At 49.3% G+C, this 17,677-nt stretch carries 4 protein-coding genes; 1 reads left to right on the top strand and 3 read right to left on the bottom strand.

Translation table 11 applies throughout. The annotated features are described in order from the left end of the window. Positions 1-87: 87 nt before the first annotated feature. Genes B9Z52_RS17755 through B9Z52_RS17370 form a run of 3 tightly spaced genes read right to left on the bottom strand, consistent with a single transcriptional unit; the run spans position 88 to position 2,890 of the window. Positions 88-468 (bottom strand): glycosyltransferase, encoded by a 381-nt coding sequence (locus B9Z52_RS17755; RefSeq protein ID WP_146182892.1) that lies wholly within the window; start codon positions 466-468, stop codon positions 88-90. Between the two features lie 35 nt (positions 469-503). Next, positions 504-1,013 carry a methyltransferase domain-containing protein gene (locus B9Z52_RS17375; RefSeq protein ID WP_108415100.1) on the bottom strand — a complete coding sequence of 170 codons (510 nt, stop codon included), beginning with the start codon at positions 1,011-1,013 and terminating at the stop codon, positions 504-506. A 17-nt stretch (positions 1,014-1,030) separates the two neighbouring features. Beyond that, on the bottom strand, positions 1,031-2,890 hold the full coding sequence (locus B9Z52_RS17370) for a glycosyltransferase (protein WP_108415099.1): 1,860 nt from the start codon (positions 2,888-2,890) through the stop codon (positions 1,031-1,033). Between the two features lie 440 nt (positions 2,891-3,330). On the opposite strand from B9Z52_RS17370, the gene B9Z52_RS17365 reads away from it, so the two are divergent. Further along, positions 3,331-17,677: S-layer family protein (locus tag B9Z52_RS17365; protein ID WP_146182891.1), on the top strand; the 14,347-nt coding region annotated here is incomplete at its 3' end.

Below are 17,677 nucleotides of genomic sequence, written 5' to 3'. Positions count from 1 at the left end.
ATGGCGCTGCTTTCAAAAACTCCCAGAAAACAGGCTCCATTGGATATCTATTTGAGAGTTCTGCCCATCCGGATTCACCCCAGATCATCAGCATTCATGCGGGTTGTAGAGGTTTTGCAGGGACGACGCATTAAGTACTGATTCTGCATGGTCGTCGTCCCATATGACATCATCATCAGCAAATGTTACCCAAGGCGTAGTGGCCGCTATTAGCCCAATCGCTCTTAATGGTGAACCAGGGGCAAAGCCATTTTTCCCAAAGCCATCTGAGAGTCGAAGATTTAATGTGCGGGGGCCACTAAACGTCTCAATGGCTGGACATTCTTTTATCTTGAAATCATCCCATAAAATAATATGGTATATTTTATTTTTAATAGTTTGTTTGTTAATGCATTCTATTAACTTTTGAAGCCCTGGGCGCCCTATGGTAGGCGTAATTACAGTCAAAATGCAGTCGCTGGAATTCATTTTATTTGAATAGTTATTTTTGTGAATTTAGGTATTTATTTTTGCGCTATCACGTTAAGACTGACGAGGTGATGTGCAAAATAGTGATTGCTTGTATCTTTAAATAATCCAAAATTATCGACCCTTTGAATATGTGAAAATCCGGCCTCTAATAGTAAGTGGGACAAAAATTGGTAATTAAAGCCGCTATAATGAAAGTCATTGTTATCAATTTGACCGCCAAAAATAATTTTCATTGCCTGATATTTTTCGTTTATGCTGGCATTTGGGGATACAAAAAAATGACATAGATGGTCTAGGTCTGGAACTGATATGAAAATCTTTCCTTGTGGCTTTAATAATTGATTTAATTTTTTTAGTATGGTTAGTGTTTCTGCATGTGGGGTATGCTCAAGTACATGACTTAAATAAATATTGTCAAATATTGAGGATTTATCTTTAAAATTATCTCTAAAATCTCCGACAATGTCAACGTTGGGGCCTGGGTTAATATTTAATATTAACCAGCCCTCTTTTTTTTCAACTCCGCCAATATGTAGATTCATAGCTTTTTAATTTAATATTAAATTGTACTAATTTTGTTGAGTGCATTTAATGGGTGCTTTGTTTGCGTTTCGACGAAGTAATCACAAAACCCAGATTCTTCGCCAGCAAACAGTGGTTTGGCATAACCATTTTCCACAATGTGTGCACGTAATTTTTCCCGCAAGGCACTGTTGTTGATCAGGCTCAAGCTGGCAGTAATCATTTCTTCTTCGGAGTGAGCCACCAGGTCTTTGGGTAAGCCCAAGCGGCCAAATAGGCCTTCATCGATGTTTGAGTGCACTTCACGGTGTGAGCGGCAGACGCCAGCGATACCTTGACTGACCGAGTCCACAATGGTGTTGGTGTTGCCAAATGGGAAGGGGTTGATGAACATGTCGCATTGACTGATGCATTCCAAATAGGTTGGCATTGGCATCATGGGGTGTACCACTGCACCTGGTATGGCTTTGCGGATGGCATCGCCGGCGCAAATTGCTGTTAATCCGATGGCAAATGCTGGAATGAAGTGAAATTCGACTTTGGTTTGGGCCTGCTCTTGAATTCGGCGGCACATGTCCAAGAATGGTGCATTGATCTTCATGGATGCACCTATGACAGCAACTCGCACGGTATCGTCATGCTTGGGTTTGCGGGGGTAGGGTTCTGGCCATGTGCTTGGTGGTCGGTACGGAATGGCGTCTTTGGGAACCACCATTAACATTTCTACAAAGCATTTAGGGTCACCTAAAAAATCTTCTTCTACAACAACGTAGTCGACCGTTGGTGCGTGTGTCGTCGCGGGGTGGCCTAAGCCAACCACTTGCATTGGGGCGAGCCTTAAGTTGCTGCAGTAGATCGTGTGAGGGAACATGCCCAAACTGGGGTAGTAAACGATTTGTGGCTTGTGTTGTGCTGCCGCTTGCTGTGTTTTCTGTACGTTGTTGAGCAGTGGGGTTTTCAGGGACAACTCAACGAATTCATCAAACATGCCCCGGGTGATTTCATCGGTGGTTTCGGTCATGCCAACGCCAATTAATCGGTAGCGTTTTTTCAAGGAAAGCATTGACAAAGAGTGTGTTCGATAGATTGAATGCGTCGAGTGGAACCACTCCAGAACCACCATCAGTGTTTGTTTTTCTGGCAAGTCGCTCGGGGGCTCATAAGGGGTGATGACGTCTTCAAGACCCACATCCAGCATTTGTCTGCGTATCAAATGATTCAATGGCGCTTTGATTGCATGTTTGTTTTCAAGCATGCTGTAGCTGCAATGCATCCACACATCATGGATGAACCCTTGGGGCAGGGCTGCGGCAGTTTGGAGTTGTTCCAGGCGAGGTGGTAGCCATTGCAAAATCAGTTCGCGTTTGGCATGTGCGCTGTGACTGATGGTCAGGCGCGGTGACAGCAGAGCCATCAGAAGTGCTGCGCATAGTCTGGGCATCCTGAACCAGAGCTCGTCGCAGTTGAGTGACAAATCACTTTCTAGGGTAAACAGTACGCAAAGTTTCAGAATGTCTGGATGGTCCAGCCTGAGGTGGGCGCCATCTTCGGCCACGCCGCTCATCATGCGGATGATGTGGTCAGCATTTCGCAGAGGGGTTGCAGCAAACAAGGTGCCAATCCATCGTTGACGGGTGATGAAGTTGATGAAGCCTTCTTCACTCAGATGAAAGTCTGGTTGTGCAAACAACAGACCGATGGCATTGGCCAAGCGCACGGCCACCATGCGTTCCAATTCTTGAGTGCTTACTTGCGTAGGCACATAGTTCATGCGCAAGTCGCTGATTGAGCCATGGTGCGAATCAAGGCTTGTCAAGATCTCCAGCAACTTTCGTCCTGCAGCCTCATGTTCGCGGTTCAGGATGTCAAGTTCCAGTTCTTCAATCGTGGCTGTCATAAACTTAAATGGTTAAATTCGGATGAAATGTTGAAATCATTCTTAAATGATAGATTTCCATCATATCTTCAAAATCGAGGCTTTAACTTGTTGTTTATTTGATAAAGATGACGACGGATCGGTGGCTTTGTGCTGGCTGATCTGAGTGGTGAAAGGTGCAGGATTACGAAGTTTTTTCATCTGATAATTGATCACTTTTTTCGAAAATATCTGTAAGCTGTTGATTTTGTTGAGTATTTTTTATTCTATATGATAATTTTGAAATTTATAAATTAAGAATTTTTATTTATATAAATATGGAAAGCCATACTTAACAACAAATTCAATTGGTGATTTGAACTTTTGTTGTTTTTTGTGTTTATGGGGTATAGTAAGAACAAAGCCTCCCTAGGGGGAGGCACGCTTTATCACATCTGTACGTACCCACAGGATTGACACAAATGGCCTCGAAAAAACAAAAGTTTGTATTTGCTAGCCCTGAAGACGCCTTGCGTGCTCGTCAGCTCAAGCGCGAGTACCGCCGACGCCGTGTCTCTGAAATCACGATGGCGGTTTGGTCCAGCGTGTATGCGCTGCAATCGACGGCTCAAACGGTCAAGGATTACTTGCCGTCTAGTGGTGTGACAGTCACAGGCAACGGCGCAGGCGGGGGTTATGGGCTGATTAACAACGTTGGTACGGTGAACTTGGGCGGTTCTACCAAAGCGGTCATTCAGTGGGGCAATGGCCTGGGTATTGCAGGCAACCAAACGTTGTCTTACACCAACGGTGCGTCCCTGCTCAATCCAAGTGCTGCACAAGCCTTGGTACTGAACAAGGTGATGGGTAACCAAGAGTCTGTCTTCAATGGCCAAATCAAGGTGGACTCTTCGATCGGAAATCTGATCTTTGTGAATCCAAATGGTTTCACCATTGGCGGCAACTTCAGCGTTGGCACGTTGGCTGCGTTCAATACCGGTTTGCTTTTGAGCACGCGTGATTTTGCGGACACTGCGAATCTGACAACCGTTGCGAACGGATCGAACACGTTTGTGCAAAACAATGCCACGTTGTCAGACCGAAACATAGTTCTGTCTGGCGACCCTTACATGGGTTTGGGTGCACCTACTGGAAGCTCGACAGGAAACATCGCTTTCTCATCGAGTACTCAGGCTTTCAGCTCCGGCGCTCAAAATACGATCAGCTTGATCACTGATTCTGGTCATGTGACTGTCGTTGGGAACGTGAGTGTGCCAGCCGTCTTGGCCGCGGGTACGGTGTACATCACCACCAATACAGGCAATATCACTGCGACCGAGCCTACGGGTCGAATCAGTGCAGAGCAGGGTTTGTACATCAATTCGTCGAATGGCACAGTTGATGCAACAATGAACAACATTGCGCCTATTTTTGTCAGTACTTCTGGCAACGTGACTTTGGGTCAAATTGGCTTGACCAAAATGACCCTCGGCAACATCAGCGCCGGTAATTTGGCGATCACTTCTGATCAAAATATTCAGCGTCAAGTCGGCACAAGCCTCAATGTCTCGGGTGGTGCGATCGATGTGCAAGTTGCGCAAAACAAAACCATTGGTGAAGCCAACAATGCATTGAGCTTGAGCGCAGCCAATTTGAGTGTCGGTGGTGCTGGTGGCGCAACGCCCGGCTCCGTCTACATTGATTTCAACGGCAACTTGACCTTGGGTGATGTCAAGTCGGGTGGTGCAGCGGTTTCGATCAAATCTGCATCGGCCGCCGATGTCTTGACGCAGGCTGGCAATTTGACCCTCACGGCAGCCAATCAGACATTGAGTTTTGGCAGCGCAACAGTCAACAACCTGAACTTGAACCGCGCCAATATTGGTGCATTGACCATTTCTGGTCGTGACATTCAAGTGGCTGGTGTTACCAACACCAACGCGGCCATTGTCATCGATGCCACGGGCAACATTTCCAGTACCAACCCATCGGCGACAGTGATCACGGCCAATGGTTTGGAGCTCAAAGGTGGGGTTGGTACGTCCAACAACATTGGCACACAAGTGTCCACATTGACCGCCAGCAACGTCAGCGCCATCACCTTGACCAACGCAGGTAATTTGGCAGTTAACGGTGCTTTTGCAGGCACAGGTGACGTCAATCTGACGGCTGGTAATTTGAGTTTGGGTGCGGCTTCGCGTGCGGGTAACGTCGCTTTGAGTGCTACAAACATTGTTCAAACTGGGGCATTGAGCATTGGTGGTACGACCACTTTGTCGGGTACTACCGCAAACCTATCCAATGCCAGCAACACTTTTGCCGGTAACGTATCTTCTAACCTGACGGGTGCTTTGAGTTTGAGCGCTAACGGTGGCTTGACTCTAGGCAATACAACAGCCACCAGTGTGACCCTGGCCACCATCAATGATGGCAGCGTTTCTGCCACAGGCAGCAATGCCATTGGCAGCTTGACGGCGCAACTGGGCAATGGCGCTTTGACCTTCACCAATAACCAGGGTAACTTGGCCTTGGGCAACATTGCCGTGGGCAGTGCTGCGTTGCAAACATCGGGTAATTTCACCACTGCAGCTGCTGACACAGTCAGTGCCGCTACAGGCAACATTACCCTGACATCATCTGGCCTGAATCTGTCCGGCAACATGTCTGCTGCAGACACTGTTCGTGTAGCCAGCAACGATACAACAGCCAGCATCACGTTCAGTGAATTGAACAATCTGAACTTGAGCAAATTGCAAACCAATGCCAACGGGACTTTGGCCATTGGTGCAGTGAATCAGACAGGTAATGTGACGGTTGACACATCGACAACCACTCAGGCCAGTTTGATCTTGTCGGGTGGCAACATTGCCATCACGGAAGCCTTGAGCACCGGCTCCAAAAATCTGACTTTGAATGCGAATACCGAAGGTGGGCGTATTGCACAGTCGAACAACGGCGCCTTGACTACCAACAATCTGACCGTGACCACGGCCAACGGTGCTGTCACTCTGGACAAAACCAGCAACGCCATCAGCGGTAATTTCTCTGCTGCCATGGGTACTGGTAACTTGGCATTGACCAACAGCCGTGACTTGTCATTGGGCGATGTCACAGCGGGCAATGCGAACATCAGCATCGTTGCTGATGGCAACCTGAGCCAAGTCTCCGGAGCATCCTTGAATTTGGGCAACGGCTTGGCACTGAGCACCACCAATGGTGCGGTTTGGCTCGACCAAAACAGCAATATTGCTGGCACCATCACGGCCAACGTTAATGGCGCATTGACTTTGAGCAACAGCAACGCTGAAACGACCTTGGGTGAGGTTGCGGCAAACGGCAGTATCAACATCACAGGTCAAGGAAATCTGACCACCACAGCCAATGTGACTGCGGCAGACGGTAATTACCTCTCCCTTACCGCTAGAAATGGTAATTTGACAACCGCTGAAGGTAAGCTGATTACTTCAGGTGAAAACGGCTACGTCAGTATCGTAGCTGGCGATGCATTGACACTGAACGGCCAAGTGACAGGCAATAAGCTTAATCTTGGTGCTGGTGCTGGGGGTGTTCAAGCCAATGGCGCTGTCCTGACCGCCACCAACAACGATACGTCTGGTGGCCTTAGTGTCGGGAGCTCTGGCGATGCGATGTTGGCTAATGCTAACAACAGCATCGCAGGTGTGGTTGAGATCAGCGCCGATGGCAATGTCAACCTGTCGAACAGTCGCGATTTGAAAATTGGTTATATCGCAGGCCAGAATAACTCTGCCGCCACCAATTTGACCCTTAATGTCAACGGTACTGTTGAGCAAAACAATGGTGTGCGTGTCAGTGGCTTAACGGAAATCAATGCCAATTCGGCTAATTTGAGCTACGCTAACAACAAGATGAACACCCTGACTGCCAATGTTGGCTCAGGTGCTTTGATCGTTAGTAACAACGGCAGTTTGAGCCTGGGATCCATTACCGCGGGTAACACCAGCCTGACTTTGAGTCAAGGTGATCTGACCCAATCCAGTGCTAACTTGTCTGTGGGGGCATTGCAAGTCCAAACTGCTGGCGGTAACGCTACTTTGACGCAGTCGGACAATAACATCACAGGTGCTGTCTCGGCCAACATCGGTGCCGGCACATTGGCCATCACCAACACCGGCAATCTGACTTTGGGCAACGTCACGGCCGGTTCTGCTGGTTTTGACGTGCGCGGCGACGGCGCTTTGAGCCAATCGGCCGACACAGCGTTGACCGTGACCAATGGCCTTGACGTTCGAACCGCCAACGGTGCGGCTAGCTTTAATCAAGCGAACAATATTACAGGAACAGTTACTGCCAATGTGGCAGGTAATTTGTCGTTGATAAACTTGGCTGCGACAACTTTGGGTAATGTCGCGGCTACACGTGTGTTCGTTGACTCCACGGGTGTGTTGAACGTCAATGGAGCGGTCACTGCAAGCCAAGACATCATTTCACTGACGGCTCGTAATGGTTTGAGTTCCAATGCAAATGGTGAGATCACGGCTGCCAATAGTAGTGTCAATTTCGAGGTAAACGGCAATTTGAGTTTGGGCGCTAATGTTTCAGCATCTGGCGGGGCACCGTTAGGTGGAGGACTAATTGTTGTTTCAACTCTAGATGGCAACAAGTCAATTGGTCTGGGCAGTACTTCTGGCACTGAAGACCTGAGAGTGAGTTCAGAAAGCTTTGGAAAACTGAAAACTTCGAGTGTTCTCATTGGTTCTGAAAATGGAACTGTGAACGTAGTCGGTGATATCGCAGTTGACGCCAGGCTGGCACTGCTTGCATCAAACATTAGTGTAAATGCAGCATTAAATACAGGTGATAAGTCTTTACGTTTGATCTCCGGATTTATGAATGGAAATGTAGGTGGGAGTATCACGTCCAACGCCAATGGCGTGATCACTGCTGGAACACTTGGTGTTGCGACAAACGATGGCAACGTATCTTTAACGGCTCAAAACAACATCAGTGGTGTTGTAACAGCCAATATTGGCAATGGAAGCTTGACTTTGGTCAATACCGGTAACACGACACTGGGTAATGGACCTATTGTGCCGTTTGTTGCATTGGGCGGCGTCAATGTGACGGTCACCGGTGAGGGTAAAACATTAACCCAAAACAGTGCGATCACTGTTGGTAATGCTTTGACTGTTTCGACTGCCAATGGCGCAGTCACACTGAATGATGCCAACAACAGTATCACAGGTTCTGTAGCTGCCAATATCGGTTCTGCTGCACTGACCATCACTAACAATGGTACTTTGACCCTGGGCAATACCACCGCTGGTAATGTGACGTTGGATACCAGTTTGGCCAATGCAGCTATCGCCGCAAATGGTACCAACAGCATTACTGGCGTAATTTCTGCCAATGCCGGTACGAATACTGTCACATTGCGCAACAGCGTCGATATGACTTTGGGTAACACCACTGCTTCTGGCTTAACGTTGTTCACTGATAACAACGCCAATGTGGCGACTGCGCCTGATGCCGTTACGACAGTGGGTGGAATTACCGCGCAATTGGGCAATGGTGCTTTGTCATTCACCAATAACCAAGGCAACTTGGTGATGGGCAACATCAGTGTGGGCAGTGCAGATCTGAAGACTACTGGTAACCTGTCGTCAGTTGCTGGCGATACTGTGATCGCGAATGTCAGTAATGTGACTTTGACATCGTCGGGCCTTGATATTCAAGGCAATATCTCTGCTGTTAACACCGTCCGCGTTGGTACTTTTGATCAGAATGCCACTATCTCTCTGGGGGGGGTACCCAGTTCAGCAGATTTGGTGGTCAGCAACGTTTCTTTGGCTAATTTGCAAACCAACACTAACGGTAATTTGGCCATTGGTGGCGTCAATCAGCAAGGTAATTTGACTGTTGATGGTGTTGTCAGCCCTACTGCCAACATGATTTTGTCAGGTGGCAACATCGCCATCAATGAAACACTGAACACCAACGGCAAGAATCTCACTTTGAATGCGAATGCCAATCAAGGTGTGATCGTTCAAGCTGGTAACGGAACCTTGACGACCGCCGATCTGACTGTGAGCACGGTCAATGGCGCTGTCACTTTGAATGATGCCAATAACGCGATTTCAGGTAATTTTTCTGCAGCATTGGGTTCTGGTGATTTGACGCTTTCAAATAGTCAAACCACTTACTTGGGCAATATCACTGCCAACAATGCCAACATCAGCGTGACTTCTGAAAACAGAGGCATTTCACTGGGCAACGCTAATTCATTGAATTTGTCTGGCAACTTGGCTGTTAATACACTGAATGCCACAATTGATTTAGTTAATGATGATGGAAGCAATAACATCACTGGTACTGTTACCGCAGCAGCTGGTAGCGGAGCATTCCAGCTAAACACCGCAGGCAACACGACATTGGGCGACGTCACCGCTAATGGTGGTATCAATGTTGCCTCTTGGAGTGGGATCAATGTGGTGGGTAACATCTCCACAACTTCATCCTTTAATCTTGACTCGGCTACATTCTTATCGGTTCAAGATGGTAAGACTTTGCAAGCAGGCAGCGGCACCTCTTACCTGACGGCGGGGGAAGGCAATATCGATGCCAATGGTGCGACCATCATCGCGCCAACTTTGCAAATCCGCGCACCTGGCGGCGATGTCAACTTAGGCAACACAAACAACAATATTTCGATACTCCAAACATGGAGCAGTGTCGGTGGGAATCTGACACTTGGTAACAGCGGAGATTTGGCGATTGACGGTGTTCACGTTGACGGTTCAACCAATTTGACGGTCCTTGGCGGTAACGTTACGACTATTTCCACCGCGTCCCTGGGTGGCGTGATCAACGCCAATGTGGCGTCTGGCAGCTTCCAACTGCAAAACAGCAATGACACCAAGTTGGGCAACATCACAGCTGTGAATGCCAACATCACAGTTGCAAATCCCGGCAACATCACACAAGCAGCAGACTCGCAACTGAGCGTAGGTGACCTGACTTTGGGCACCAGCAACGGCAGTGCTGAGTTGATTCGTACAAACAACCAAATCACTGGCACAGTGACTGCTAACGTCGCAGGGGCACTGTCGATCACCAACAACGGTGCATTGACACTGGGCAATACCAATGCCGGCGATGTGACACTGAACACCAGTTTGGCCAACGGCGAGATCGTGGCAAATGGCACCAACGTCATTTCTGGCGCGTTCTCTGCCAACGCAGGCACTGGCAATCTGACCTTGGCCAACACCCAAGATACACAGTTGAGCAGCATCACAGCCAATGCAGCCAACATCACACTGAGTGCAGGCAATCTGACCCAAGTCAGCGGTAATTTGGCTGTTGTCGACTTGAATGTCGTGACCGCAGGCGGCAATGCCAACTTGAGCTACGGTACGAATAACCAGATCAGCGGCGTTGTCACTGCCAATGTCGGTGCAGGTAATCTGGACCTGGCAAATAACCGTGATACACAACTGGGTGACATCACGGCAGCCAATGCCAACTTCACGGTCACCGGCGGAAATATCGACAACTCTTCCGGTGCGTTGAACATTGCTGGTAATTTGGGTGTGACGGCCTTGGATGGTGCAGCCTATTTGGATTACAGCTCTAACAACAACGTAGGCGGTGTTGTTGCGGCAAATGTTAGAAATGGTTTTGTTTTCAGCAATTCGCGTGACACCCAACTCGGCAACATCGCATCCAGTTTTACATACTTGAATGTTGGTGGAAACATCACACAAGCTGATGCCTCTTCCAGTGTCGCTACGGGTTCTTTGTATATTGGCCCCAACCTGGTTGGGGTGACTGACGTCACTTTGGGCAATGCGAACAACACCATTGGTTCTATCAACGCAGCTATGTCGGGCAACCTGACATTGAGGAATGCCACTGATTTGAGAGTGAATCAGCTGGGTGTAGGGGGAAATGCCACGCTCACGGTTGCAGGCAACATCACCTCAGGAGGGGGAGATGTGTCCGTCAGTAACCTGGATGTGAACACCAGCAATGGTGGTCGTGTGGAACTGACCAATTCAAATTCCATTTCAGGGGTCATCACCGGTAATGTAGCCAGCTCACTGAATGTGACCAACAATGGCAACACCACTCTTGGCAACATCACGGCTGCTTCTGCAGGGTTTGATGTGCGTGGCGATGGTACTTTGACCCAATCGGCCAACACCGCGTTGACCTTGGCCAACGGCCTGGATGTCAATACCGCCAATGGTGCTGTAACGTTGGGCAATGCCAACAACATTGACGGCGTGTTCAGTGCCAACGTGGCCGGAGACTTGCTTGTCAACAACACCCGCAATTTGTCACTGGGTAACCTGATTGCAAACAACGCTAACATTGCACTGAGCAATGGTGCACTGACGCAGGTCAGTGGTAATTTGACAGTTGGTGCTTTGGACATTCAGACCAATAACGCCAATGCCAACTTGAGCTACGGCAGCAGCAACCAGATCAGCGGTAACTTGAGTGCACGACTGGGTACAGGTGATCTGACGGTCACCAACAACGGTGCACTGACCTTGGGCAACACCACAGCGGGCGCTGTGACGCTGGATACCAGCTTGGCCAACGGTGCAATTGTGGCAAATGGCACCAACGTCATCACAGGCGTGGTTTCTGCCAATGCAGGCACAGGCAACGTGACCTTGGCTAACACCCAAGATACACAGTTGGGCAGCATCACGGGCAATGCAACAAGCATCACTCTGAGCGCTGGTAATTTGAGCCAGGTCAGCGGCAATATTGCTGTGGGTGCTTTTGACATTCAGACTAACAACGCCAATGCCAACTTGAGCTATGGCAGCAACAACCAGATCAGCGGTAATTTGACGGCTCGACTGGGCACGGGTGATCTGACGGTCACCAACAACAACGCCTTGACCTTGAGCGACAGCACAGCCGGCAACGTGTCGCTGGATACGAGCGCTGCAAACGGCAGCATTACCGCCAGTGGCAACAACAGCTTCAGTGGTTTGTTCTCTGCAAATGCTGGCGCAGGTAACTTGGTACTTGCAAACAGCCAAAACACACTATTGGGGAACATCACAGCTAACGATGCCAATATCAGTGGGACTTCTGAAGGTAAGCGTATTGCATCGGTCAGTGGTAATTCGTTGAGTTTGTCAGGTAATTTGTCTGTTAATACGCTGAACGCAAGGATTCTGCTAGCTACAGACAATGCAATCAATGGCACCGTGACAGCTACTACTGGTAATGGCTCATTCCAGTTGAACAACGTTAGAAACACGACATTGGGAGACATCACCGCTGGCGGCGATGTTTACGTTACCTCTCAGACTGGCCTGAATGTGGTGGGTAATATCAGCACATTAAAAACCTTTGATCTAGAAGCAGGTTCTGACTTGACGGTTCTGGCGGGTAAGACATTGCAGGCAGGCAGCGGCACGTCTTACTTGACTGCAGGTGGCAACATCAATGCCAATTCGGCCACTATCATTGCGCCTATTTTGAGTGTTGGATCTGGTGGTGATGCCAATCTGGGCAATATCAACAACAATATTTCAACACTTCAAACATATGGCGGCGTAAGTGGAAATCTGACGCTGGCTACCAATGCTGGTTTGACGATTGATGGCGGTGTTGATGTTGGGGGGGCGACAACTCTGACGACAAGTGGCTCAGTGGTTACAACCGGTTCTGGCACCTATTTGCGTGGGGTCATCAATGCAGATTTAGGTTCTGGTAATTTGGAACTGAAAAACAGTGTAAATACCACGCTAGGCAACATTAACACCACAGGTGATGCCAACATTACATTGGCATCTTTAGGTGATGCACTGACACAAGCAATTGGTACGAAACTGAGCTTGAACAACCTGACCATCAAGACCAACGGTGGTCTTGGTGCTCTGACAGAGTCGAGCAACCAGATCACAGGTACGGTGGCAGCTAACGTGGGCTCTGCAGCATTGTCGATCACCAACAACGGTGCACTGACGTTGGGCAACACCACAGCGGGCGCTGTGACGCTGGATACCAGCATGGCCAACGGTGCAATTGTGGCCAATGGCACCAACGTCATCACAGGCGTGGTTTCTGCCAATGCAGGCACAGGCAACGTGGCCCTTGCCAACACCCGCGCTTTGTCGCTGGGTGACTTGATTGCCAGCAACGCTAACATCACTCTGCTCAATGGCGCACTGACACAAGTCAGCGGCAACATCGCCGTGGGTGCGTTAGACATCACGACCAATAACGCCAATGCCAACTTGAGCTATGGCAGCAACAACCAAATCACCGGCAACTTGACTGCTCGTTTGGGCACAGGTGATTTGACGGTCACCAACAACAGTGCTTTGACATTGGGTGATACAACAGCCAGAAACGTGACACTGGACACCAGCTCTGCAGGTGGCACTATCACAGCCAATGGAAGCAACAGCTTCCAAGGTGTGATTTCCGCCAATGCGGGTGCAGGTGATTTAACGCTGAGCAACGATCAGTACACAAAGCTGGGTAACATCACGGCTAACAATGCCAATCTCAGTGTGACGGCGAATGGAAGTGCCGTAAATCTTGAATCTGGTTCTAAGTTGACATTGACCGGTAACTTGTCGGTCAATACGGTCAACGCGCAGATTGATCTGTTGGCAACTGAAGAAGGTACTGCCTTCAACAGCATCAACGGCACAGTCACGGCAACAGCTGGTAGCGGTCGCTTCTATTTGAACAGCTCGGGTAACCTTACTTTGGGTGATGTCAATGCAGGCGGTATCAGTGCGCACACAAGCACTGGCAAGTTGGATGTGGTGGGTAACCTCACCGCAACTTCTGATTTCTCTCTTTCTGCCAATACGGGTTTAACAATTGGTTCTGGTACAACTGTCCAATCAGGTAGTGGCACTTCTTATTTGCGTACACAAAACGGGGACATCGAAGCAAACACGGCCAATATCAGCGCTTCAACACTTTCTGTTGTGGCGGCTACGGGAAATATCAGTGCCAACGCTGCGACCATTTCTGCATCTACGTTGCAGGTAACAGCACAGGGTGATGCAGCATTTGGTAATACGAATAACACCATATCTCGCTTTGAAACCAATACAGGGGATGCCGGTAACTATGTAGGCGGCAATTTGACGCTTGGTAGCACTGGAAATCTGGTTATTGCAGGTGCGCAGGTTGATGGTTCGACGAATTTGACCATCGTGGGTGGTGACGTCACGACAACACGTACTGCATTTTTGAATGGCGTAATCAATGCCAATGTGGCGACTGGTAACTTCCAGCTTCAAAATGCCTATGACACCAAGCTGGGCAACATCACCACGCAGAACGCCAACATCACAGTTGTAAGTGACGGCAACATCACGCAAGTCAGTGGTTCGCAACTGAGTTTGGGTAACCTGACTTTGGGCACCAGCAACGGCAGCGCACTACTGACTCAAGCCAACCAAATCACGGGCACAGTCACTGCGAACGTGGGTGTTTCGGCTTTGTCGATCACCAACAACGGCAGTTTGACCTTGGGCAACACCACAGCAGGCGCTGTGACCTTGGATACCAGTTTGGCCAACGGTGCGATTGTGGCCAATGGGACCAACGTCATCTCTGGCGAGTTTGCTGCCAACGCGGGCACAGGCAATCTGACCCTGGCCAACACCCAAGATACCCAACTGGGCAGCATCACAGCCAATGCAGCCAGTATCACTCTGAGTGCGGGCAATCTGAGCCAAGTCAGTGGCAATTTGTCTGTGGGCGATTTGAATGTCGTGACTGCAGGGGGTAATGCCAATATCACTTACGGTTCGGACAACCAGATTGCTGGCGTCATCACAGCCACCATTGGCTCAGGCAATTTGGATCTGACCAACAACCGCGACACCAAGCTGGGCAGCATCACGGCCAACGCCACCAGTTTCACTCTGGGTGCTGGCGATCTGACTCAGTTCAGCGGCAATTTGTCGGTTGGTGACTTGACCGTCAATACCGCTGGCGGCAATGTGACATTGACGTCTGGTACCAACAACAACATCGGTGGTGTGTTCACTGCCAATGTTGGTGCAGGCAATGTAAGTTTGAGTAACGAAGGATCGTTACAGCTTGGCAACATCACTTCCGGAAATACAAGTTTATTCCCTGTTGGTATTACTGAACAAACGGTCGGCTCCACAATCGCAACTGGCACTTTGTTAATAGGCGGCATGAGTGGGACCGATGTCACATTGAATAATGCCGATAACAGAATTGGCACCATCAATGTAGACCTGTCGGGTAATCTGTCATTGAAAAATGCAACCGATTTGAAAGTCGATCAGATTAACCTCGGCTCTGGTAATGCCACACTGACAGTTGCCGGCAACATCACTACCGGAAGCGGTATTGTTTCAGCAAACAATTTGAACGTGACGGCCACCAATGGCAACGTCACTTTGTCGAACGACAACTTGGTGAACGAGCTGACGGCAAATGTCTCCAATGGATTGACCTTCAACAACAACCAAAGCTTGAACCTGGGCAATATCACGGCGGCAAGCGCCAACTTCAATGTTTCCGGTGGCAGCTTGGTTCAGACCGCTGGCAATTTGACGATCGCAGGTGATTTGGATGTGATCAGCAGTTCTTCAGCTAATTTGAGCTACGGTACTAACAACCGGATCAATGGAACGATCACGGCCAATGTGGGTGATACTTTCAATCTGTTGAATAACCAAAACACCAGCATCGGCAACATCACGGCAGTAAACAATGTGGTCTTGTATGCGAATGGCAACAACATCACACAACAAACCAATACAGCTGTGGCGGCAGATTATGTGCAGTTGTATGGCAATAATGTCACGCTGGACGGCTATAACAGCATCAACACCATTTATTCAAGTGCAAATAATCTGACGCTGAATAACACCAAGGATTTGAACTTGGATGGTGTTTACGTAAACAATGCCACATTGACGGTCGCCGGAAACATATCGCAGACCTCTTGGGTTGATATAGGCAATCTCAACGTCACGACCACAAGCGGTGGAAATGTCGATCTGTCCAACTTCAATAACAACATTGGTAACTTGACCGCCAATGTGGCAAATGATTTGACCGTTGCCAGCTACGCAAATTTGAAGCTGGCCGATATCACTACTGCAGGCAATGCCAGCTTCTCTGCAAATACGCTTGTACAACTTTCGGGCAATTTGACGATTGCCGGTAATTTGGGTGTCTACACGAATGGCTACGCAGATTTGTCGACCAGCAACAACAACACCATTGCCGGTTTCATCAATGGCGATGTGGGTGGTGAGTTCAATCTGAAGACTGCAAGTGATGCAACGCTGGGTAATCTGAATGCCAACAGTCTTTACTTGACTGTGGATGGCAACATCACTAACCCAAGCGGTGTTCTGAGTACAGGTTATTTAGATGTGCAGGCTACAGGCAATGTGTCGATTGGTAATGCCAATTCGGCATTGGTTGGTGAAGTTCGGGCCAATGTGGGTGGCAATTTTGCCCTTGCGAACAACGGTAGTTCGATTTATATCGATGGCATCACCGCTGCAAATGGCGGGGTGGTGTCTGTCACGACCAGTGGACAAGATGTTGTGATTGGCGGCACCATCACTGGCACAGGTGGTTCCTACCTGTCCAGTATTGCCTTGGGCACTGGCGGCAATGACTTGAGATCCTTCCCTCAACACGGAGAGATCGTGAATGACTGGAGCGGCTCTGTATTGCGTGCTGAAAAATTCACCCTTGCCGGAACCAAGGTGGGTGTAACTGGGGATGTACCAGTCAATGTGGACTGGAGGGAGTCCACCGCATCCAGAATCAACAGCTTGACCATCAATTTGGGTGATGTTTCTCTTGTTACAGGTAACACATCGTTGGTTGCGGTTGATTCAGTTGATGGTCGCGCATTCATTGGGGGCGCGACTATTCCTAAAGACGACGGCGTAACAGGATTTGTTCGTATCCGTGGTTATGGTTACGACGTTTTTGCTGATGGGCAAACGATTTTCAGTGGTAGCCCTGTAGGAATCCGTGGCACGTTGAACGATCTTTCACCGTATATGGACCCAGTTGGCTTGCTTGGTAAACGTGTGACGGTTATCGAGAAAGAATTGGGCACAGGTTTTGATGCAAACAATACCGTTTCTATGTACATCTCTCGCTTGGTTGCGGGTAATGTTGGTTTGAATGGTTTTGGACCTTATGAAGGGACGTTGATCAGCAGCAACATCACACCTGCTAGCTTCTTTAACAGTGAAAACCAAGTCAACGGTGTCATTGGTTTAACCAACCGCTTGAACAGTTTCAGTAGTCTGGCGGGTAGTCCAACTGAAGAGACAGTCAATACAGTTGGCTCGTCATTGGTGTCTAACCTCAACGTGACGGGTACGTTGACTGCTGCTTCTGCCAGCATCACCGGCACGCTGAATGCAGGCGCAACGACCTTGGCCAGCGCGAACGTGACGGGCAACCTGGTTGCAGGCAACATCAGCACGGCAGGCACCTTGGATGTGACCGGTGTGTCGACTCTGGGCAACGTGAGCGCAGGCAACCTGACGGTGACTGGCGCGACGACCACAGCGGGCTTGACCAACACAGGTGACCTGACCAACAACGGCAACGCCAGCATCACCGGCACGCTGAATGCAGGCGCAACGACCTTGGCCAGCGCGAACGTGACGGGCAACCTGGTTGCAGGCAACATCAGCACGGCAGGCACCTTGGATGTGACCGGTGTGTCGACTCTGGGCAACGTGAGCGCAGGCAATCTGACGGTGACTGGCGCGACGACCACAGCGGGCTTGACCAACACAGGTGATCTGACCAACAACGGCAACGCGCAGTTCA

Source organism: Limnohabitans sp. Jir72, assembly GCF_003063575.1.
Lineage (GTDB): Bacteria > Pseudomonadota > Gammaproteobacteria > Burkholderiales > Burkholderiaceae_C > Limnohabitans_A.
The sequence above is the reverse complement of the archived record's forward strand: the minus strand, read 5'-3'. Positions and strand labels throughout refer to the sequence as shown.

Excerpts from the sequence above, each read along its gene's own strand:
- B9Z52_RS17755 (WP_146182892.1), bottom strand. The coding sequence starts at position 468 with ATGAATTCCAGCGACTGCATTTTGACTGTAATTACGCCTACCATAGGG.
- B9Z52_RS17375 (WP_108415100.1), bottom strand. The coding sequence starts at position 1,013 with ATGAATCTACATATTGGCGGAGTTGAAAAAAAAGAGGGCTGGTTAATA.
- B9Z52_RS17370 (WP_108415099.1), bottom strand. The coding sequence starts at position 2,890 with ATGACAGCCACGATTGAAGAACTGGAACTTGACATCCTGAACCGCGAA.